This is a genomic window from Nostoc sp. DedSLP03 (assembly GCF_034530815.1).
Lineage (GTDB): Bacteria > Cyanobacteriota > Cyanobacteriia > Cyanobacteriales > Nostocaceae > Nostoc.
Map to the genome: position 1 here is coordinate 1 of NZ_JAVRCK010000083.1, position 21,867 is coordinate 21,867.

Genomic DNA, 21,867 nt, shown 5'->3' on the forward strand with positions numbered 1-21,867 from the left:
CTGACTCTATTACATCCCTACCTCACTTTAAAAGATGTTGGTAATGACAAGCTTTACAAGGGGGGATTAAGGGGGGTAAAAATTCGATTAAAATCACAGCCAACCACTTTTCAAACAACCCACTTTTCAAACAATCTCTAAAACTATTGTTGTGTTAACCAGCTACCTGTTCAGCACAGACCAAAATTTTGAAAAGAGATAAATAAAATAAACTCCTAGTTTGTAGTGAGCGATTTATCGCTCAGAGCAAGGATTATCAGGACTAAAGTCCTTACTACAAACTTGAAATTTATTTATGCCTAGATACTTAGCAGTTTTTAACTGTCTAGAATCAAACACGTTTGTGGAAGAAAAAGGTTTTGTTCTTCCATAACGTGCTACATAGATATGAGAATCTTTATAAAGTTAACAAAGCTTAATCTTAAAAAGTTTGTTTTTTATTACAAAAACAAAGATTTTTGTATAAGTCGTCACTTTTTACTAGTAAACTATCGCACTATTATCACACTTTAAAGTTTGATATTGTCAGCTTTCTATTAAGTTAGCTGATTCATCTACAGGAAAATTCATACAAAGATGAGAAGACAATTTAACCGACGCAAGTTTATAATCTACGGTTCTTTAACTTTTGGTAGCAGCTTTTTTTTGAAAGCTTGCGCGAATAATTCTCCAACTGCGACAGAAAGTCCAGCCGCACCTCCTGCTGCTTCCCCAGCTGCGGCTACTGCTGGTGACACGATCAAAGTAGGTATTTTGCACTCTTTGAGTGGTACGATGTCTATTAGTGAAAAAAGCGTTGTTGATGCTGAAAAGTTAGCAATCAAAGAAATTAACGCAGCTGGTGGTGTCTTAGGTAAACAAATTGAAGCAATTACCGAAGATGGCGCTTCTAACTGGGATACTTTTAGAGAAAAAGCAACTAAGCTAATCGATCAAGATAAAGTCGCTGTAGTTTTCGGTTGTTGGACTTCTGCTAGCCGCAAAAACGTTAAGCCAGTATTCGAGAGCAAAAACCACATGCTCTGGTATCCTGTGCAATACGAAGGTCAAGAGTGTTCTAAAAATATTTTCTACACTGGCGCTGCACCCAATCAACAAATCGAACCATCTGTTGATTGGCTGTTAAAAAATAAGGGCAAAGAATTCTTCTTAGTTGGCTCTGACTACGTTTTTCCCCGGACAGCTAATACCATCATTAAAGCTCAACTGGAAGCTTTAGGCGGAAAAACAGTTGGTGAAGATTATTTACCTCTTGGTAATACAGAAGTTACACCAATTATCACTAAAATCAAGCAAAATTTGCCCAATGGCGGCGTGATTTACAACACTTTAAATGGTGATAGCAACGTTGCTTTCTTCAAACAATTAAAAGGGGCTGGATTGACACCAGATAAATATCCCTCTATGTCTGTAAGTATTGCCGAAGAAGAAGTGAAAGCAATTGGTGTAGAGTATCTCAAAGGTCATTATGCAGCTTGGAACTATTTTCAAACAATAGACACACCTGCTAATAAGAAGTTTGTAGCAGCTTTCAAAAAAGAGTACGGTGAAAATCGGGTGACAAATGACCCAATGGAAGCTGCGTATATTGCAGTTTATTTGTGGAAACAAGCAGTCCAAAAAGCTGGTACTACAGATATAGCTAAGGTAAGCGCTGCGGCTTATGGTCAAACTCTAGATGCGCCTGAAGGTAAAGTGACAATGGATGCCAATCATCACATATCCAAAATTGTGCGGATTGGTCAAGTAAGGCTAGATGGTTTATTTGATATTGTCTATGCTACTCCAACAGCAGTTGAGCCGGTTCCTTGGAATCAATTTGTGAAAGAAACTAAGGGATTTGCTTGTGATTGGAGTGACCCTGCTAAGGGTGGTAAGTTCAAGAAAGTTTAATTCATTAGTCATTAGTCATTAGTCATTAGTCATTGGTGAATAACAAAGGACGAATGACAAATGACCAATGACAAATAAGGAGAAATAAGTGTTAGCAGGATTTGTAGAAGCTGTATTTAATGGTATTAGTATTGGCGCAGTATTATTAATCGCAGCGTTGGGACTAGCCATTATATTTGGATTGATGGGTGTCATCAATATGGCGCATGGTGAATTGATGATGTTCGGCGCTTATACAACATTTGTTGTGCAAAATGTTTGCAAGCAATTGGGTGGGGTGTGGTTTGAAGTCTATATATTTTTGGCTTTGATTATTGCATTTATATTCACGGCTGCTGTGGGATTAATTTTAGAAAAAGGTGTGATTCGTTATCTCTATGGACGCCCATTAGAAACTCTATTAGCAACTTGGGGAGTAAGCTTAATTTTTCAGCAGTTTGTTCGCAGTGTGAATTGGGTATTGATAATTGGTATCGGCTTATTTTCTCTGTTGTTTTTTGGAGGTTTATGGATTTTAAATTCCCGCACTGATTTGGGAAGGGTTCGTAACTGGATTGTGGCGGTGATATTTTTATTATCGCTGGGGGTGACAATCACAACGGGCAATTTCTTGAGTCAAACTTATCAGTTAGCAGTAACTCAACCTTGGTTTGGCGCTCAAAATGTGGATGTAACAGCACCGACTTGGTTACAAGCAGGGATATCTTTGGGTGGTGTACAATTACCCTTTGCCAGATTATTTATTATTGTTTTAACAATCATCTGTGTGGCAGGAATTTACTTATTTTTACAGCGTTCTAGCTGGGGTTTAAGAATTCGGTCGGTGACACAAAACCGGAGTATGAGTGCTTGTTTGGGTATCCCAACTCAAAAGGTGGACGCGATTACTTTTGCACTGGGTTCTGGTTTAGCTGGTGTGGCGGGATGTGCGATTAGTTTACTCGGTTCTGTGGGGCCAAATACAGGACAAAACTATATTATTGATACTTTTATGGTGGTTGTCGTTGGAGGTGTGGGTAATTTAGCCGGGACGATTGTGGCGGCGTTGGGTATTGGTACGGCTAATTTTTTAATTGGTTCTGGGACTTTGGCTTTGTTGTTGACTCCTGTTAAGCCTTTGGTAGATTTCTTTACTTTTTTTGCCACCACAAGTATGGCCAAGGTGATGGTATTTGCGCTGATTATTGTGTTTTTACAGTGGAAGCCTGGGGGAATTTTTCCGCAGAAGGGACGTACTGTTGATGTTTAAACCGCCAAGACGCAGTGAACAAGCGCTGCAAGAGGGTCTCCCTCCGCAGGCGACTGGTGAACCCGAAGGGAGGACGCAGAGAATGAAAAAGAAGGGGGGAAGGTTAATTTTAATTGAAGTGGGGGTGGTAGTCGCGATCGCACTCCTGCTTATAATGATCGTGCCACTGCTGCTTACGGAGTTTCGTCTGAATTTGTTGGGGCGATTTTTGTCGCTGGCGATCGCAGCTTTGGGTATCGATTTGATTTGGGGTTATACTGGTTTACTAAGTTTGGGACATGGTATTTTCTTTGGTTTGGGTGGATATGCGATCGCAATGTACCTGAAGCTGCAAGTCCCTACTGGAGAATTGCCTGATTTCATGGGGCTTTATGGGGTTACAGAACTTCCCGCCTTTTGGCAGCCTTTTTATTCGTTTCCTTTGACAATAGCTTTGGTGGTATTAATTCCGGGGTTATTGGCGGGATTGTTGGGATATTTGGTTTTCCGAAATCGCATCAAGGGAGTTTATTTTTCCATCTTGACTCAAGCCGGAACGATTGTATTTTTCAACTTCTTTAACGGTCAACAGCAATTTTTCAACGGTACGAACGGACTGATAGATTTTACAACTTTGTTTGGCGCAACGGTCAGCGATGCCAAGACGCAGTTTGTTTTCTACACGCTGACGGTAGTGTTTCTCGCAATCACTTACGGAATTTGTCGCTGGTTGACAACTGGACGCTTTGGGAAGTTGTTGATAGCAATTCGTGATGATGAAAGTCGGGTAAGATTTTCTGGCTACGACCCTACAGATTTTAAGGTGTTGGTGTTTGCAGTTTCCGGTGCGATCGCAGGTATAGCAGGAGCATTTTACACCATTCAAAGTGGTTCTGTATCACCCAGAGCAATGGATATTGCCTTTTCGATTGAAATGGTGATTTGGGTAGCAGTAGGCGGACGCGCTACTTTAATTGGCGCGATTGTCGGAACTTTGTTAGTAAATTATGCCCGCACTTTTTTAAGCGAACAATTTGCTGAAATCTGGCTATTTTTCCAAGGCGCACTATTTTTGATAGTCGTCACAGTCCTTCCTGACGGCATTGTGGGATGGTTGCGCAGTCAGAATATTTCTCTTTTCAAGCGTCGTCAAGAAATTGCTACATATCCCACCTTAGAAGAAGACCCCGAAGTGCAACATGAACGCGAAAATATTGGAAACTGAAAATGTAACTGTTAGCTTTGACGGTTTTAAGGCTTTAAACCAGCTTAACTTTAGTATGGATGTGGGGGAATTACGAGTCGTAATTGGCCCCAATGGTGCGGGAAAGACAACGTTTCTAGATGTGATTACGGGGAAAGTTCAGCCAACCGTGGGGCGAGTTTTATTCAAAGGAAGAAACCTGCGTTCTTTACCTGAATATAAAATTGCCCGATTGGGAATTGGACGCAAGTTTCAAACACCTCGAATTTACTTAAACTTAACACCCCGTGAAAATTTAGAAATTACCAGTCATAAGAAGAAAAATGTCTTTTCTACTTTGTTTGAACGTTCTCATGCTGTGGAAAGGAATCATATTAAAGGATTATTAGAAACTATCGGGTTAACGTCCAAAGCCGATATCAAAGCAGCTTTACTTTCTCATGGAGAAAAGCAACGTTTAGAGATTGGGATGTTAGTAGCACAGTCACCTGACTTATTACTTGTTGATGAACCCGTTGCTGGTTTAACAGATGAAGAAACATACAACATTGGCGAACTACTTTTAGCACTAGCGCAGAGTCATTCAATTTTAGTAATTGAACATGATATGGAATTTGTACGTCAAATTGCCAAGAAAGTAACAGTATTACATGAAGGTTCGGTACTGTGTGAAGGAAATTTTGAAGAAGTGCAAAATGACTCTCGTGTGATTGAAGTATATTTGGGAAAACAGGAAGAATGAAACAATTCGCAATATGCATTTTTATACCCGTTCAACAACTTCATCTTTTTCCCAAATAACAGATTCTTCCATTGTCCCAAGCTCCACGAAAGCTTTGGCAGCTTTAAGGGTTGTATTCAAGTCAACGCAGGACGAAGCCGGATAAACACCTTCTTGCCCCCCAACTATCACAAATTCATCTATATCTGATTTAGATGGGTCAACAAAATAATGAAAACTTTCATTGTCGAATGTCAAATACACTACATATTTTCCTAAGCCACCACCTATAGCCATGTGAGTTTCGCTATCTGTTTCTAAGGTTACAAGTGTTTTGTGATGCCCGTCTAACTCTCTAATAGCTGATTCTATTTCTTTCCAACTATGCGCTTGCTCTACACAACCCTTGTTCTGATTTCCAATCCAATCTTCAACTGAAAATTTTGTTATGAACATAATTAACCTCACTTCAATGTAATTGTCTGACGACCGTTAGGGCTAATAATACCAATTCAAAATTCAAAATTCAAAATTCAAAATTAGGGAAGCTAGACAGAACAAAGGTTTGGGAGTATGTATCTGTCGCATTCTTTTTTAAAATTGGTATAACCCCTCTTTTGTTACTTCAGGGAGAGAATAATTTATAACCCTTGCCCAGATAAGACTTTAATTGTAGAGCCTTGTTTGAAGGTTCTTATTAGCTTGCGATCGCTAATCTTTCCACTAAATCTAGGTTTGATCATTTAGCTCCAATTTTTATTTCCCCAGAGTGACAAAAGAGGGATAACTTCTATTTCTTCTAAGCCAAGCTGTCTAGCCATTCCTTTCACACCTCCGTTTTGACCACACGCTCATGCATTGATCCCGGTCAACTATTAAACGCGCTTTCTCTCCTCTTAATCCTGCATCAAAGGCTTGTTGGAAAGCATCAGCTTCAGCGTGTGTGCGACTAATTGGATTTACTTTAAGTGTAATCTTTACTGCGATTGGGATTACTGCCTGCACTGATACCAAAAAATACGTTACCACCTATCTCTAACTTTGCGATTGTAGCGCGATCGTCCTCACTACCTGCTGGAGTCAGACCAAGCTGTTGCCTATACTCTGCTAATTCTTCAAAAATAAGCTTATATTTAAGCTGTTGCATCTCCAATGCTGGAGCTAAAGTGTTTATATCTGGATTTTTTACTACCTCTTCTGAGCCAACAGGACACCTATAAACTACATAAGTCCATATTCCTGGATTACCGGCTTCAGCACTTTCACCCTCATAAAAAGTAACCGTTCCATCTTCTTCGCACTCATAATAAGCTGAGTAAACATCTTCCCAATCGCAATCTGAGTTTTCTAGCACCCATCGAATTTCAGTTAATACACCAACAATATGATGAGGTTCAGTTTCTCTCTGGACTAAACGCTCTCCTTCCCACTCAAAGTTGTGTAACTCAAGAGGCATTGCAACAAAGCTTTTAAACAGAATTAGGTTCCAGTTTATGGAATCTAGATAGCTGATTGACAAAATATACTTTTTCCTAACCTGTCACGGATGGTGAAAGAATTTGAGGATAAGATGCTTCAAATCAGTCAGGTTGCCAAAAAAAAGGTCAAGTATGACAAAGTAGATGCAATTCCTGTAGACGAAAGTACACGTTTTGTTTCGCTGGTTGCTCACAATGAGATGAAGAGTATTTTGCTCAAATTTGTAGAAGAACAACATGACTTCTTTTCACAAGTCCCCTTGGTGACAACCGGAAGTACAGGAAAATCTTTAGAACAGCGATTAGGGATACCTGTAGAAAAACTCGTTGCTAGTGGTCCGCTAGGAGGCGATCAGGCTATTGGAGGTATAATTTCAGAGAATAGAATTAGTGCAATTTTCTTTTTCAAAGACCCGCTAAGTTCCCATGCTCACGCGGCAGATATTGAAGCACTCACGCGTTTATGCGATGTTCATCAAATTCCTTATGCTACTAATCGAGCTAGTGCAATTGGTTTACTTATGGCACTGAAGGAATTGGGGCTTAATTGGCAAATGGAGTCGGATGAAAATTCAATTGTTAATAAGTATAAACTAGGGCAGTCTCAAGTAATTACTGCCGTAGCATAAAACAAGTAAGTCGCTAGGGAATTTTTAAATTCTAGGGGATGTAGGGGTGCATTAAGCTGCGCGATCGCATTTCCTATTTCCCTAGTAATTATGGTCGGTTTGCGCTGTTAAACACCTGCTCTACTGTTAGCGTCCAATCAGCAATTACTACTGATTCCATACAAGTCGCACCTGTAAATACCCGATCCTCATACTGTCCCTCCACCCACTGGCAAATTGTAATTTGTTGTATCTGTGGGTCAACAATCCAATACTCTAATATTTCCCTAGCAGCATACTCCGTCCGCTTATAGCGATAATCACGAACACTGTTTGCTGTTCCCGGAGAAACAATTTCTATCACCAGCGCAGGCGGCGGCATATCACGGGTGAGGGTAGCACGAGTAGCACCGATAAGGGCAGCATAAGATTCTTCTGTGTGAATCATTAAGTCAGGTAAACGACATCTCGCCCGTCGCCCCGCCACCTCAATTTCTGTATCCTTGTAAGCAACTAAATAAAAGGGGAAATGTTTCAGTAGTTCAACGAATAAAAATCTTCCCAGATTGCTATTTTCCTGACTTTCTGGTGGCATCTCGACTAATTCTCCATCCACCAACTCATAGCGCGTGTCTGTACCATCGTCATAGGTAAGATATTCCTCAAAGGTCAGCAGTTTTTGAGTTTTCGTCCTTTGGGTCATTTGCTTTGCCTTCTTACCATACATAGACTACCACTAAATGATAGTGTGGTGAAGAAGTACATCATAATGATTGGAAAAAGAAACTCTACATTTTTTTCCATTCTTGCGCTTATGAGTTGATGCACAGCTTGGATATTGCATAGCGATGTCTACAAGGGGCTGTGACGGTCGTTCGTGTAGGGTGTCGCAGACAAGACTTGCTAATGCTGCGATGTATGCACAAGTCAAATTACCTCATTTTCTATGCAGTTTTCCCATTTTTATCTGATGCTTGTTCTGCAATATTTTTTAAACGGCTCGATCTCATTTTGCGGAGGCGATCGCTATTACGAACACCACCCGCCATTTCATATTCAGCGCTGTCTTTGCCGTACTTGATAGCAACCACCATTAACATTTTCTCAGAAAGTTGCTTCAAATTTTTTTCCATCTCTTCAACTTCTGTTAAAGTAGAGTCAACTATAGCCAGAGCGCTATTATGAACATCAATTTTATTACGTAACTGTTCGATTGAATCAATCAGTTTTTCTAAAGTATAATCTTCTTCAAATTTAATGCTGGGAATAATCGATTTCATCCCAGATGCTCTTAATTCAGCTTTTTCTAAAACGCGGGATGTACGTTTTTGACGAGACATAAATTTTCTCTTTTAAGATATTTCTAAAACCAGCTTGCCTCAATTAAACCCGATTCCGGTTCAGGGTAATAAGTAAAAGTTTAGATTTAAAAACCCTTCATGCAGATGAAGGGCGATCGCATCAGGTCAAAGGAATTTTACACAATTCCTGAAACAGTAGGTTTACTACTTTACTCATCAGCTTTCCTTGGATGTGCTTACCACTTAGTAGTTTCTCACCTTGTTCAGTGACGTTAGCTTTGAGTGAGTCGCGGTAGTTAATCAACTCCCCGGTCAGGTCATTGTTTGGTAGTCTCCCAGTTTCCACGCCGGTTAAGACGTACTGCCAGAGGCTAATTCGACACAGTGACGAGCCGCTAGCTTTTTCAACAAGTCCATCACCGGATTGCTCCAGGACTGTACCCATGAGCTTTACGCCGATCACCAATTACGGGAGATCGTAGGAAACTTGAAGCGATACTCCGATCCTGAGCTAGTAGGGTTGAGGCGGATGCTGATGTCCTTGTCTGAAGAAATAAGTCAGATATTAAACCAAGAATGACGTAGCTTGCCGTATTAAGACTTGCTAACGCTTTTGGCGTCTCCCAAGGCGAAGGGGTACGGTGTGGACACAAGTAGAAAAAAGCTCGATTTCCCATTGTTCTCAGATTTATCTCGTTCCCATACAGAGCATGGCAATGGCTGATTAGCGGCTGCTGTCTCCAGTTAGACATTAAGTCAGAGATTCAATGAATGCATTCCCAGTCGGAGACCATTGGTGACAACTTAAGGTCATCAAGCATTTGTCAATAAGTAATAGTGCTTAAAATTTTGCCGAAAATCAGGGTAGAAAACACTACTTCTAAGTCAGCAAGCGTGCCATATTTAAAAGCATCGTTCATCCTTACCCGAAAAACTCAGTACAAGACTTAATTTGATACTTTCTTAAGTGGCTTATTTATCGCATAACTACTATTGACAAAACTAGTTTCGCCTTAACTTGTCACGAATGGTCGGAGACTGGGAACGACTCAAGCCTCATCAATCCAGATTTTTAGGACTTGTATGTACACCGTTGCTATTGGCTGTTTGAGATTATTCGGATTTAATTAAGTAATGAAGCGGACATGATATAAACAGTTATCCTGGTTTATCTGCAACTTTTCTATACACCAAGCGCTGAAGTATGCTTGTAAGCGACGATGATTTTATTTACAATCTGGTGACAGAGTTTTGCTTTCTGATTTCATGTTCAGTTTTATTCCAGAAATTCTTTCTGATTGAAAATTAACTTAGTAACTGATATGGATGCTCAAAAAATAAAAATTTTATTAGTTGATGACAACTTAGAGAATTTACATTTTTTATCAGACATCCTTCAACACCAAGGTTATCAGGTAGAAAGTGTGATTTCTGGGCAATTGGCAATCAAGACAGCACTAGTTTCTCCCCCGGATTTGCTTTTGCTAAATGTTCTTATTATTGATAAAGATGATTATCAAGTATGTCAATATTTGAAAGCTAACGAAAAAACTCAAGATATTCCAATAATTTTTTTTGGAATTTCCGATGATTTTTTTGAAAAAATAAGCTTCTTAAATTTAGGCAATGTTGACTATATTACTCAACCATTCCAAACTAAGGAAGTTTTATTACGCGTCCAAAATCAACTCAATGTCCAAAGACTGAAAAAACAGTTAAAAGAAAAAAATGCCCAACTGCAACAGGAAATTAAAGAGCGTCAACGGCTTACAGTTGAGTTAAATATTTGCAACAGACAAATAGAAGATATTTTTAAAGAAATTCCTGTTAGCATTAGCAAAGCCTTTTGTAGAGAAGTTTATCAAAGCGAACGCCTGGTAGTGGAAGCCGCCCTGAAGAAGAGTGAAAGTCAGTATCGGCTTTTAGTGGAGACATCCCAGGACATGATCTGGTCGGTAGATATTGATGGATTAATTACCTTTGTCAATCCAGCAGTGAAGCAGATTTATGGTTACGAACCGCAAGAAATGATCGGGCGTGCCTTAATTGATTTCATTTCACCTACACAAGTTGCTCAAGATAAAGTAGCCTTTGAGCGTGTTCTTCAGGGAAAGTCTATCTTTCAGCATGAAACTACTTGTGTAGCTAAAGATGGTACTTTACTTTATCTCATGTTGAATGCGATCGCATTATGCAATGAAGAGGGTCAAGTTATAGGCATGACGGGCACTGCTAGTAATATTACGCAGCGTCGAGGTGTAGAAAAATTACTCCAAGAAAGCGCGATTAAGCTCCGCAATCATAATCTCGTACTCACACAATTGGCACAAAATCAAATACTTTATCAAGGTGATTTGAAAGCAGCCTTGAGTAAAATCACAGAAACAGCTGTCAAAAATATTGGCATGGAACGAGCTAGTGTCTGGCTGTATGACGCAACAGGTATAAAAATCCAGTGTTTCGATCTATTTGAGGGCAGTCGCAATCAACATAGCGAAGGACTTTCTTTATCAGTGGCAGACTATCCAATTTATTTTGCAGCTTTGCAGCAAAACCAATCAATCGCCGCAGATGATGCTCATAACGATCCCAGAATTAAAGAATTTTCTGGCTTTTACTCAAAATTAAACATCACCTCTATCCTCAATACACCCATTAGGCTGGAGGGAAAGACCGTAGGAGTTTTATGTTTGGAGGCAGTGGAAGTTACTCATCATTGGACGTTAGAAGACCAAAATTTCGCTCGCTCTCTGGGTAATTTAGTATCCTTGGTATTGGAAGCAAAAGAACGCCAACGCGCAGAAGCAGCACGACGAGCTTCTGAAGAAAAGTTAGCATCAGCTTTCCGGTCATCTCCCGATCCTATTGCCTTAATTACTGTTCCCAATAAACGCTATATCGAAGTAAACGACAGCTTTTGTCGGTTTTTTGGTTATTCTCGCTCTCAAGTGCTCGATCGCACCGATGAAGAATTGCATATTTGGGTGAATCCAGAAGAATATAATTTTCTCATCCACATTCTGCAACAAGCAAAAGCCATCCGCAACTATGAAATTGATGTCTGCACCTCAACAGGAGAAATCAGGACAACACTGTTGAGTGCAGAAATGAGCGATATTGATGGGCAATGGTACGTACTGGGAACCGCCAAAGATATTACTGAACGCAAGCAGGCAGAAAATGAAAGCCGTTTGTTGCTGTTGACAACCCAAGCTATCACTCGCGCTAGCGATGTCAACAGCGCCTTAGCAGTGGTCTTGCGCTTAATTTGTCACACCATTGGCTGGGATTTTGGTGAAGCCTGGATACCTAATGAAGATGGGACTCTTTTAAAACACAGTTTAAGCTGGTACGGAGAACAGAGCAGCTTAAAAGAATTCTGCCAGCAAAGCCAAACTTTGAAATTTGCTCTGGGAGTGGGATTACCAGGAAGAGTTTGGCAGACTCAAAAACCAGAATGGATAGAAGATGTTTCTAAAGTTACACAACCAGTTTTCTTGCGATCGCCACAAGCCGCAAAGGTGGGATTAAAAGCTGGCTTTGGTGTTCCCATACTGGCTGGGAACCAAGTATTAGCTGTTTTAGTATTTTTTAAACGTAGCTCAGTATTGGTAGATCGGCGTTTGCTGTTGCTAGTCAGTGCTGTTGCGGCTCAATTGGGTGGGTTGATTGAGCGCAAAACTTTAGAACAAGAATTAGCGCTCAGAGAAGCTCGTCTCAATGCCTTTTTTAGCAGCGCTCCCGTCGGCATGAATATTGTAGATAAACAGCTGCGATTTGTGCAAATTAACCAACTGTTAGCGGAGATTAATGGACTACCCCAACAAGCTCATATTGGTAAGACTATCCATGAAGTTTTACCCGACATCGCCCCTTTAGTAGAACCAATTTATCAACAAGTTCTGATAACTGGTCAACCGATTATTAATCAAGAATTAAGCAGCGCATCAATCAAGCAACCAAATATTATCCGCCACTTCTTAGCTTCTTATTTTCCAATTGTTGGTGAAGGCGATCGCCCCTCTGGTGTTGGCACAGTTTTAGTAGAAATTAGCGAACTACATGCAGCCCTACGCGAACGCAAACACGTCGAACAAGAACTGCGTTTAGTCAACGAACGCCTACAATATCTGCTCACCTCTAGCCCTGTAGTCATTTATAGCAGCAAAACCTCAGAGAATTTTAGCATCACTTTTATCAGTGAAAACATTAAAGAAATGGTAGGCTATGAAGCGCAAAAATTTATCGGTAACTCCAGTTTTTGGCTCGATCGCGTCCATCCACAAGATATTGAACCGATCTCGGAAAAATTTTCCCACCTTATTAAGCAGGAGTACATTTCTTACGAATACCGTTGGTTACACGCTGACGGAACTTATCACTGGTTCTACGAAGAGATGAAGTTAATTCGTGACGAAGCAAATTCCCCGATCGAATGGGTTGGTTATTGGGCTGACATAAACGATCGCAAATTGGCAGAACTAGCTTTGCAATCAGGTCAGCAACGATATCAACTTCTCGCAGAAGCCTCACCAGCTTGTATCTTCCATACTGATGTAGATGGCAATGTTTTATATTTTAATCAACGCTGGAGTGAAATTACTGGATATAGCTTAGAAAGCTCTCTGGGAACACATTGGGCAAATGCCGTACATCCAGACGACCGCGAACAGCTATTGTTGGCATGGAATCAAGCAACAGCTGCTAAGTCAACCTATAAATACGAACATCGTTTTTTGCATGATGATAGTACAGTTGTCTGGGTAATTTGTCATGCTTTGCCAGAATTTAGAGATGATGGAGAAATTAAAGGCTACATCGGTACAATTACTGATATTACCGATAGAAAATTGGCAGAAGAAGCCTTGCGTGAGAGTGCAGAGCGAGAAAGAGCGATCGCGCAAGTGATTCAAAGAATGCGCCAAACACTGGATTTAGAAACGATATTTGCAGCGACAACCGAAGAATTACGCCAAGTACTAAACTGCGATCGGGTTGTTGTCTATCGTTTCAATCCCAACTGGAATGGCGAATTTGTTTCGGAATCGGTGGGTAACGGTTGGATTTCTCTCATAGAAGAACACAACAACGATCCTCATCTCACAGAAGGTGTTTTACAAGATGGGCGTTGTCTAGCGAAAATTTTGGATAGCGCCAATAATCAGATGGAATATCCCGATCTGCAAGTAACCCCAGGTGCAAGTTTCATCTGTGTCCCAGACATTTACAACGCTGATTTTCATCCTGCTTATATCAATCTTTTAGAGCGCTTTCAGGCTAAAGCCTACATTATTGTTCCGATTTTACACGGTAGTCAGCTTTGGGGGTTGCTGGCGAGTTATCAAAATTCCGATCCCCGCCAATGGAAACCAGAAGAAATCAATATCGTAGTTCAAATTGGCAATCAGTTGGGTGTTGCTTTACAGCAGGCACAATTGCTAGCACAAACTCAAAGGCAGTCACAAGCATTGCAAGAAGCTGTGATCGTTGCTGATGCTGCTAATCGTGCCAAAAGCGAATTCCTGGCCAACATGAGTCACGAACTGCGTACTCCACTTAACGCCATCCTCGGTTTTACCCAAGTCATGAGCCACGATCGCGATTTATCAACTGAACATCAGCAAAATCTAGCAATCATCAATCGTGCTGGCGAACATCTCCTGAATTTAATCAACGACATTTTGGAAATGTCTAAAATCGAAGCTGGCAGAATAACCTTAAATCTCAACAGCTTTGACTTAATTCGCCTCTTAGAAAACCTCGAAGAGATGTTGCGTTTCCGCGCCACCTCCAAAGGATTGGAATTAATCTTTGAATATACATCTCACCTTCCCCAATACATCCAAGTTGACGAAAGTAAGCTGCGTCAAGTTTTACTTAACCTCCTGGGAAATGCAATCAAATTTACCGATACTGGCAGGGTGACGCTGCGGGTGGGGATGGGGAGTGGGGACTGGGGAGCAGGGGGAGCAGGGGGAGCAGGCGAGCAGGGAGCGGGGAGCAAAGAGGAAAGAGGTAATTTTTCATTCTCCCCCTTGCCCCCTGCTCCTTGCCCCTCTGCCTCTTCTGCCCAATTCCTAACCTTCGAGGTACAAGATACTGGCCGCGGTATTGCCCCACAAGAAATTGACTTGCTCTTTGAAGCTTTTGGGCAAACTGAAACCGGAAGAAAATCGCAACAGGGAACAGGGCTAGGTTTAGCAATTAGCCGCAAATATGTGCAACTAATGGGAGGAGATATTAGCGTCACCAGCATTATTGGCGAGGGAAGTAAATTTACTTTTGATATTCAAATTAGTCTAGCCATAGCCAGCGAAATCCAGATTGAACAAACTAAACCCCAAGTTATTAGTTTAGCGCCTGCTCAAAGTGAATACCGTATTTTAGTGGTTGATGATTCCACAGACAGCCGTTTAGTGTTAAAGAAAATTCTGACATCTATCGGTTTTGCAGTCCAAGAAGCAATAAATGGCATTGAAGCGATCGCACTTTGGCAAACATGGCAACCACATCTAATCTTAATGGATATGCGGATGCCAATTATGGACGGCTACGAAGCCACAAACCTGATTAAAACTAGAGAAGAAACCTCAAACCATACCGAATCCCAAATTCCAAATTGGAAAACAATTATTATTGCCTTAACTGCTAATGCTTTTGAGGAACAACGAGAGGCAATAATCAAAGCGGGTTGCGATGATTATATTAATAAGCCTTTCCGCGAGGAAGAATTACTAGAAAAGTTGAGCGAATATTTGGGAGTTCAATATATTTATCAAAAAGAAAGCTATCAGCTAACAAACCTAAAGCAACAAAAGCAAAAATCAATATTGACGCTCACGGATTTAGTGAATCTATTATCTGAAATGTCCCCTGAATGGGTGAAACAGTTATATACTGCCGCAGCTCAATGTAGTGATGACCTGATTTTAGAATTAATTGAGCAAATCCCTTCAGAAAATGCTGTACTACAAAATTTTATCAAAAATTTAGCTCATGATTTTCAGTTTGAGAAAATTATGGAATTGACGAGTATTGCAGGAGTATTATCCAATTAATACAAATTGATTTACTAGTAAGTTCGTAATCAGGACTTTAGTCAATACTGCTCGCTTTGTGCATTTTTAACTCGGAATTGGGTTTGGGGAAAAAGTTACTGGGTTTAGGTTAAAGGTTTTTTCTTTCCCTCTGCCCCTTTCCCCAGTCCTCACAAGGCATTTTTGGGTTGGCAGACTACTAGATAAAGAGAGTTATAGCAGATTTAAGTCGATCTAACAATAACATTTTATTGAGAAATAATGTCAAAATTGTGACAGTATCCTTTATTCCGTTTAAAAAATGGCTAAAAGGCTACACAATCATGTAATCTATATATTTATCAAGAAAGATTATCAATTTGATGATTAAAATACTGTGAAATATTGATATTATCTATTGAAAAAACAACTAGCCAAGCAGAGCGTAATATTTTCAAATTACGGCAGGATCATGATAAAAGCGACTACAGTCTCACCTAGAGGATTGAAACAGCCACAAACATCAGCCTTATTTGGTCTGGTTTTAGGGCTATGTATGCTGCTAATTTGCTTGGTGTACAGTGTGACGCTAGGTGCAACAGAAATACCTTTAGACAAAATTTTGACATCTTTTATAGCTTCTGATGGTTCCTACGATCGCTTAGTTATTCAGACCGTGAGATTACCGCGATCGCTAATTGCTATTGTTGTAGGTTCAGCCCTTGCGGTATCGGGAGCATTGATGCAGGGTTTGACAAGAAACCCCTTAGCAGACCCAGGTATTTTAGGTATTGAGTCAGGAGCCGCCCTGTTTGTCGTTGTGTCAACTTTTGTTTTTGGCAGTTCATCGCCAAGTATTTACGCTCTTGTGGCCTTTTTGGGTGCGGGATTAACAGCAGTGTTAGTTTACATTCTTGGTTCTCTGGGACGGGGAGGAGCCACCCCACTGAATTTGACGGTAGCGGGAGCGGCGTTAACTGCTCTGATTTCTTCCTTCACCACTGGTATCCTGATTGTCAGTCAACAAACACTCGAACAAGTGAGATTTTGGTTAGCAGGTTCACTATCTGGTCGAGATTTTAATTTATTCTTACTACTACTGCCTTTCGTCAGTATGGGATTAGTATTAGCTTTTACCCTCGGTAGACAAATTACCACTATGAGTTTAGGTGAAGATGTCGCTAAAGGCTTGGGTCAACAAACAGCTTGGATCAAAATATTTACCGCTATCAGCGTAGTTTTACTAGCAGGAAGTTCCGTTGCCCTTGCAGGGCCAATCGGCTTCATTGGTTTAGTCGTTCCCCATATAGTGAGATTTTACATTAAAACCGATTATCGTTGGATCTTACCTTATTGTGCAGTTTTGGGTGCTATTTTACTGTTGGTTGCAGATATTGCTGCCCGTATATTGTTTAAACCACAGGAGTTACCTGTAGGTGTAATGACAGCAATAGTTGGCGCTCCTTTTTTTGTCTACCTAGCTAAGTCAAAGGTGAAAAAATGAGTTTTGATTGGCTAGTCATTCGTTCCCAAGCGATATCTTTCCGCACCGACCGACGTGTACCAGTCATACTGTTATGTTTGGCAGTAGCGATTGTAGTGGCGATGGTGATGAATATAGGGCGGGGTGAATATCCAATCTCGCCTTTGGATATCGTGAAAACTATATTGGGTTTAGATACAGGAAACCCAGACCATCGATTCGTGATTCAGAATCTGCGTTTACCCCGCACCCTTGTAGCTTTTATGGTGGGAGTGGCGCTGGCAATTTCTGGCACTATCTTCCAAGGATTGACACGCAATCCATTGGCTGACCCAGGTATTATCGGCATCAATGCTGGGGCAAGCTTGGCGGCAGTTACAGTAATTGTACTATTTCCATCAGCAGCGATTTATATATTACCTCTATCAGCCTTTGCTGGTGCATTGCTGATGGCGATTTTAATTTACTCGCTGGCTTGGAATAACGGTAGTTCTCCGATTTTATTAATTTTAATGGGTGTTGGCTTGTCTGCGATCGCCAGTGCCATAACCAGCTTGATGATTACCTTTGGCGAAATTTCTGATGTTAGTAATGCTTTGGTTTGGTTAGCTGGGAGCGTTTACGGCCGAACTTGGGAACAAGTTTTTTCTTTGTTACCTTGGTTAATTGTTTTTATCCCTATGGCTTTGACACTAGCAAGGCATTTGAACGCTTTAAATTTAGGAGATGATGTTGCCAAAAGTTTAGGTAGTCAAGTGGAATGGCAACGTGGTTTACTCGTGCTGGTAGGTGTAGCCTTAGCAGGTGCAGGAGTCGCCACCGCCGGAAATATTGGTTTTATTGGTTTAATCGCACCCCATTTAGGACGACAGTTGGTAGGTGCAACCCATGAAGGCTTGATTCCTACTTCCGCACTCTTGGGGGGAGTGATTGTTGTGATGGCAGACTTGCTAGGAAGAACACTATTTGCACCTATCGAACTTCCTTGTGGAATTGTAACTGCTGCTATTGGCGCTCCTTATTTTCTTTATTTATTAATTCGTAATCGCAAAAAATAAAGCTGGTAAATATCACCTATGAAAGGACTCTCAACTAAAAGTCTGTCTTTAGCTTATGATGGGGCGCTGATTATCCGTGACCTAAATTTGGCAATCCCCGCTGGACAAATTAGTGCTTTAGTTGGTGCTAATGGTTGTGGGAAATCAACTTTGTTACGAGGTCTGGCAAGATTGCTTCAACCCCGTAGCGGTACAGTCTATCTTGATGGAACGTCTATTTTCAATCTTTCTACCAAAGAAGTAGCACAGCAGTTAGGTATTTTGCCCCAAGCACCAGTAGCACCAGAAGGGTTAACAGTGCAAGATTTAGTAGCACAAGGACGTTATCCTTATCAAAATTGGTTACAGCAATGGTCAGTAAAAGATGAAAAAATCGTGCAGCAGGCACTCTTAATTACAGATTTGTTGAAATTAGCAGATAGAGCATTAGATACTTTGTCTGGTGGACAACGACAAAGAGCTTGGATTGCAATGGCGTTGGCGCAAGATACAGATATTTTACTTTTAGATGAACCGACTACTTTTTTAGATTTGGCTCACCAGATAGAGATTTTGGATTTGTTGTATGAGTTGAACCAAAATCAGGGACGAACAATTGTGATGGTGCTACATGATTTAAATCAAGCGTGTCGTTATGCTGATTACTTAGTTGCAGTCAAAGATGGTCGAATTTTTGCTGCTGGGGAACCAAAGCGAGTGATGACTCAAGAAATGGTTCAAGAGGTTTTTGGGTTGGAGTGTCGGATTATTCCTGACCCAGTGATGGAGACGCCAATGTGTGTACCGATAGGACGCAAGGGAAAAGTAAATACAAAATAAATTTACTTAAATTCCTAATTAGATTTCTACTAAAGATATCGCTCTTATCAATCACCTAACTACAAACAATAAACAGTCGTGACAACCACATCAAAATCTCCTAGAGTATCTAAAAATCCTATAAATTCAGCCTCTCCTTTACAACGCTTGCTCAACTATGGCAACCAATATCGCCAACAAATTTGGCAGGCAACATCATGTTCTATCATCAATACGATTTTAGATTTAGCACCACCGTGGTTAATTGGTATTGCGGTAGATATTCTCGTAGAACAGCAAAATTCTTTCTTTTCCAAGTTGGGTATCAAAGATATATTTTGGCAATTTTTACTGCTTACATTTATCACTATTATTATCTGGATAGTAGAATCAATTTCTGAGTACTCATATAGTAGACTTTGGCGTAATTTAGCCCAAAATATCCAGAATAATTTACGTTTAGATGCCTACAATCATGTACAAAAATTAGATTCAGCTTACTTTGAAGAAAGTAGCACTGGCGGTTTGATATCAATTTTGAATGATGATATCAACCAGTTAGAAGATTTTTTAAATTATGGAGCTAATGAGATTATCAATCTTATCACCTCACTCATCATTTTAACTAGTGGTGCATTCTTGATTTTACCCCCTTCTATAACCTTGGCAGCAATGTTGCCAATACCATTTATTATTTGGGGTTCCTTTACTTATCAAAAGCGTCTGGAAGCTCGTTATGCTGAGGTGCGGGAAAAAGTAGGCTTTCTGAACTCACGGCTAGCAAATAACATCAGTGGTATTACCACAATTAAAAGTTTTACCGCTGAAAATTATGAAAGCGCTAGATTGGCAGGAGAAAGCGAAGCATATAGAAAAAGTAATACCAAAGCAATTAAACTTTCTGCTGCATTCAATCCTTTAATTAGAATGCTAGTTTTAGTGGGGTTTACAGCTTTATTGTTTTGGGGAGGTATGGCGACATATGCTGGAAAAATATCTATTGGGAGTTACAGTGTTTTACTCGTTTTATTACAGAGATTGTTGTGGCCTTTAGTAACATTAGGAGAAATATTTGACAAATATCAAAGGTCAATGGCTTCTACCAAGCGTGTGATGAATTTATTAGATACTCCCATCAACATTGTTACAGGAGACAAATTTTTATCTATCGATCAAGTCCGTGGTAAAATTGACTTTAAACAAGTTACTTTTGCTTATCAAGATAGAGAGCCAGTAATTAAAAAACTATCCTTACATATCCCCGCAGGTAAAACTATTGCTATTGTTGGTTCTACAGGTTCTGGCAAAAGCACTTTAGTTAAATTATTATTGCGATTGTATGATATTTCTTCTGGAATAATCGCAATTGATGGTATAAATATCCAAAAATTAAATTTAGGTGATTTGCGTCGCAGTATCGGCTTGGTCAGCCAAGATGTATTCTTATTTCATGGTACGATTGCTGAAAATATCGCCTATGGTACTTTTAATGCTATTGATGAACAAATAATTGAAGCTGCAAAAATTGCTGAAGCTGATGATTTTATTTTGAGGCTACCCCAAGCTTATGAGACAATAGTTGGAGAACGGGGTCAAAAATTATCTGGTGGACAACGCCAAAGAATTGCGATCGCTAGAGCTGTTTTAAAGAATCCGCCAATTTTGATTTTAGATGAAGCCACTTCAGCGGTGGATAATGAAACTGAAGCTGCTATTCAACGTTCCTTGGAACGGATTACTGTTAATCGAACGACAATAGCCATAGCCCATCGTCTTTCCACTATCCGCAATGCTGATTGTATTTATGTGATGGAATATGGAGAATTCGTTGAGTCGGGAACACATGAAAAATTGTTGAAGAAGAATGGGATTTATGCTGGTTTATGGAACGTGCAGTCAGGGGTGAAATAAAAACGGCTGATTAGTTGTCATTGCGTACCGCCCTTGGCGTTCCCGCAGGGTACGAAGTGAAGCAATCTCCGAATCCTTGCGGTTGCTTCGTTCCACTTCGTTGCACTCGCAATGACATATTGTAAGCGATCAAGCGAACATGATATTACCTGTTCCCTGTTCCCTGTCTCTACGAGTGTTTCAGGAATCAAATCGGATTCCTATAGAGTGAAATAAAACTAATCTGATTCATGCAAGAGATTTATATGAACCTATCCCACTAATATAAAAATGTGGTAATCTACTTCTCATCTGAGAAGGGTGTATCACTTTATGGCTGGACGTTTTGAAGGATTGAGTGACGAAGAAATGGAAGTTGTTTGAAGATATATTTTCTGAGGAGGTATCTAAACGTGGCAAAGGAATGCCTCATGCGCCATATCGTCATGTATTAAATAGTCTGTTGTACATTCTAATTACTGGGTGTCGATAGTGTGACCTACCTCGTGGTGATATGTGGGCATCGAAAAGCTCGTCCCACCGATGGTTAAAGCGATGGCGCTCAAATGGAACATTTGAATATTTGCAAGCACGTATATTAGCGATCGCTAATGAGAAAGGTCTTATAAACTGGGATTTTGGAGCTGTTGATAGCTCTTTTTCCCTCTGGAAAGGGAGGGGGTGAGGAAATTGCTTATGGTGGCAAGGGTAAAGGTGTTCTTATTCATACACTGACTGAAGGCAATGGAATGCCGCTAGCTAACTTCACAACTGCCGCCAATGGTAACAAGAGAGAACAGGTATTACCACTACTTGATAAAGTAAAACTGAAAACTTTGAAACGAGGTAGACCACGTAAAAAACTTAAGGTGCTGGCTACTGATAAAGGTTATGATTCAAAGGAAAAACGTGCTGCCCTACGCAAGCGAGGCATTCGACCCCAAATACCAAAACGAGTTTGGAAAACCAAGAAAAATAGAGGTAGGCCTGTTAAAATCTCTGTTCCTAGATATCAGCAAGAACGTTGTTTTGCTTGGTATCAACGTAAATATCGTCGCCTAGTTGTTCGCTGGGAACGTAAAAAAGTATATTTTGATGCATTCATCGACCTTGCTACTATTCATATCTGGATTCAAAGAATTTTATTAGTGGGATAGGTTCTTGGTCGATTAAAACAGAATTCAGGAAT

At 40.4% G+C, this 21,867-nt stretch carries 16 protein-coding genes; 11 read left to right on the forward strand and 5 right to left on the reverse strand.

Translation table 11 applies throughout. The annotated features are described in order from the left end of the window. Window positions 1–576 precede the first annotated feature (576 nt). From urtA to urtD, 4 genes are all read left to right on the forward strand, one after another. Window positions 577–1,893: an urea ABC transporter substrate-binding protein gene (urtA, locus tag RM368_RS29610; protein WP_322697368.1), complete on the forward strand. Its 1,317-nt coding sequence runs from the start codon at window positions 577–579 to the stop codon at window positions 1,891–1,893. An 88-nt stretch (window positions 1,894–1,981) separates the two neighbouring features. Further along, window positions 1,982–3,142 (forward strand): ABC transporter permease subunit, encoded by a 1,161-nt coding sequence (locus tag RM368_RS29615; RefSeq protein WP_322697369.1) that lies wholly within the window; start codon window positions 1,982–1,984, stop codon window positions 3,140–3,142. 82 nt (window positions 3,143–3,224) lie between these two features. Beyond that, window positions 3,225–4,346 (forward strand): urea ABC transporter permease subunit UrtC, encoded by a 1,122-nt coding sequence (urtC, locus tag RM368_RS29620; RefSeq protein WP_322697370.1) that lies wholly within the window; start codon window positions 3,225–3,227, stop codon window positions 4,344–4,346. After that, window positions 4,321–5,067 carry an urea ABC transporter ATP-binding protein UrtD gene (urtD, locus tag RM368_RS29625; RefSeq protein WP_322697371.1) on the forward strand — a complete coding sequence of 249 codons (747 nt, stop codon included), beginning with the start codon at window positions 4,321–4,323 and terminating at the stop codon, window positions 5,065–5,067. The genes urtC and urtD overlap by 26 nt, the downstream gene beginning before the upstream one ends. A gap of 21 nt (window positions 5,068–5,088) precedes the next feature. On the opposite strand, the gene RM368_RS29630 is transcribed toward urtD, so the two are convergent. Continuing rightward, window positions 5,089–5,502 carry an Imm1 family immunity protein gene (locus tag RM368_RS29630; protein WP_322697372.1) on the reverse strand — a complete coding sequence of 138 codons (414 nt, stop codon included), beginning with the start codon at window positions 5,500–5,502 and terminating at the stop codon, window positions 5,089–5,091. 508 nt (window positions 5,503–6,010) lie between these two features. Next, the gene (locus tag RM368_RS29635; RefSeq protein ID WP_322697373.1) at window positions 6,011–6,502 is read right to left on the reverse strand and encodes a hypothetical protein; all 492 of its coding nucleotides are present in this window, start codon (window positions 6,500–6,502) and stop codon (window positions 6,011–6,013) included. 114 nt (window positions 6,503–6,616) lie between these two features. Here RM368_RS29635 and RM368_RS29640 point away from each other — a divergent pair, with 114 nt between their 5' ends. Further along, the gene (locus tag RM368_RS29640) at window positions 6,617–7,153 is read left to right on the forward strand and encodes a methylglyoxal synthase (RefSeq protein ID WP_322697374.1); all 537 of its coding nucleotides are present in this window, start codon (window positions 6,617–6,619) and stop codon (window positions 7,151–7,153) included. An 88-nt stretch (window positions 7,154–7,241) separates the two neighbouring features. Here the strand turns inward: RM368_RS29640 and RM368_RS29645 are convergent, their stop codons facing one another. The 3 genes from RM368_RS29645 to RM368_RS29655 form a co-directional block, all read right to left on the reverse strand. Continuing rightward, the gene (locus RM368_RS29645; RefSeq protein WP_322697375.1) at window positions 7,242–7,835 is read right to left on the reverse strand and encodes a Uma2 family endonuclease; all 594 of its coding nucleotides are present in this window, start codon (window positions 7,833–7,835) and stop codon (window positions 7,242–7,244) included. A 241-nt stretch (window positions 7,836–8,076) separates the two neighbouring features. Further along, a complete protein-coding gene (locus tag RM368_RS29650) occupies window positions 8,077–8,472 on the reverse strand; it encodes a hypothetical protein (RefSeq protein WP_322697376.1) in 396 nt (131 codons plus the stop codon). A gap of 121 nt (window positions 8,473–8,593) precedes the next feature. Continuing rightward, complete coding sequence (locus tag RM368_RS29655) at window positions 8,594–8,878, reverse strand: hypothetical protein (protein WP_322697377.1); 285 nt, start codon at window positions 8,876–8,878, stop codon at window positions 8,594–8,596. 877 nt (window positions 8,879–9,755) lie between these two features. Between RM368_RS29655 and RM368_RS29660 the strand changes: the two genes are divergently transcribed. From RM368_RS29660 to RM368_RS29685, 6 genes are all read left to right on the forward strand, one after another. Further along, entirely contained in the window at window positions 9,756–15,491 is a 5,736-nt protein-coding gene (locus tag RM368_RS29660) for a PAS domain S-box protein (protein ID WP_322697392.1), read from the forward strand. 430 nt (window positions 15,492–15,921) lie between these two features. Continuing rightward, window positions 15,922–16,953, forward strand: a complete 1,032-nt coding sequence (locus RM368_RS29665; protein ID WP_322697378.1) for an iron ABC transporter permease — start codon at window positions 15,922–15,924, stop codon at window positions 16,951–16,953. Then, window positions 16,950–17,990 carry an iron ABC transporter permease gene (locus tag RM368_RS29670; RefSeq protein WP_322697379.1) on the forward strand — a complete coding sequence of 347 codons (1,041 nt, stop codon included), beginning with the start codon at window positions 16,950–16,952 and terminating at the stop codon, window positions 17,988–17,990. The genes RM368_RS29665 and RM368_RS29670 overlap by 4 nt, the downstream gene beginning before the upstream one ends. Before the next feature lie 18 nt (window positions 17,991–18,008). Further along, entirely contained in the window at window positions 18,009–18,809 is an 801-nt protein-coding gene (locus RM368_RS29675; protein ID WP_322697380.1) for an ABC transporter ATP-binding protein, read from the forward strand. 78 nt (window positions 18,810–18,887) lie between these two features. Beyond that, window positions 18,888–20,699 (forward strand): ABC transporter ATP-binding protein, encoded by a 1,812-nt coding sequence (locus RM368_RS29680; protein ID WP_322697381.1) that lies wholly within the window; start codon window positions 18,888–18,890, stop codon window positions 20,697–20,699. A gap of 617 nt (window positions 20,700–21,316) precedes the next feature. Next, window positions 21,317–21,835 (forward strand): transposase, encoded by a 519-nt coding sequence (locus tag RM368_RS29685; protein ID WP_322697382.1) that lies wholly within the window; start codon window positions 21,317–21,319, stop codon window positions 21,833–21,835. Window positions 21,836–21,867: the final 32 nt, after the last annotated feature.

What these genes read in the sequence shown, in the direction of transcription:
- urtA (WP_322697368.1), top strand. Translation starts at nt 577, where the DNA reads ATGAGAAGACAATTTAACCGACGCAAGTTTATAATCTACGGTTCTTTA.
- urtC (WP_322697370.1), top strand. Translation starts at nt 3,225, where the DNA reads ATGAAAAAGAAGGGGGGAAGGTTAATTTTAATTGAAGTGGGGGTGGTA.
- urtD (WP_322697371.1), top strand. Translation starts at nt 4,321, where the DNA reads ATGAACGCGAAAATATTGGAAACTGAAAATGTAACTGTTAGCTTTGAC.
- RM368_RS29630 (WP_322697372.1), bottom strand. Translation starts at nt 5,502, where the DNA reads ATGTTCATAACAAAATTTTCAGTTGAAGATTGGATTGGAAATCAGAAC.
- RM368_RS29635 (WP_322697373.1), bottom strand. Translation starts at nt 6,502, where the DNA reads ATGCCTCTTGAGTTACACAACTTTGAGTGGGAAGGAGAGCGTTTAGTC.
- RM368_RS29640 (WP_322697374.1), top strand. Translation starts at nt 6,617, where the DNA reads ATGCTTCAAATCAGTCAGGTTGCCAAAAAAAAGGTCAAGTATGACAAA.
- RM368_RS29645 (WP_322697375.1), bottom strand. Translation starts at nt 7,835, where the DNA reads ATGACCCAAAGGACGAAAACTCAAAAACTGCTGACCTTTGAGGAATAT.
- RM368_RS29650 (WP_322697376.1), bottom strand. Translation starts at nt 8,472, where the DNA reads ATGTCTCGTCAAAAACGTACATCCCGCGTTTTAGAAAAAGCTGAATTA.
- RM368_RS29655 (WP_322697377.1), bottom strand. Translation starts at nt 8,878, where the DNA reads ATGGGTACAGTCCTGGAGCAATCCGGTGATGGACTTGTTGAAAAAGCT.
- RM368_RS29660 (WP_322697392.1), top strand. Translation starts at nt 9,756, where the DNA reads ATGGATGCTCAAAAAATAAAAATTTTATTAGTTGATGACAACTTAGAG.
- RM368_RS29665 (WP_322697378.1), top strand. Translation starts at nt 15,922, where the DNA reads ATGATAAAAGCGACTACAGTCTCACCTAGAGGATTGAAACAGCCACAA.
- RM368_RS29670 (WP_322697379.1), top strand. Translation starts at nt 16,950, where the DNA reads ATGAGTTTTGATTGGCTAGTCATTCGTTCCCAAGCGATATCTTTCCGC.
- RM368_RS29675 (WP_322697380.1), top strand. Translation starts at nt 18,009, where the DNA reads ATGAAAGGACTCTCAACTAAAAGTCTGTCTTTAGCTTATGATGGGGCG.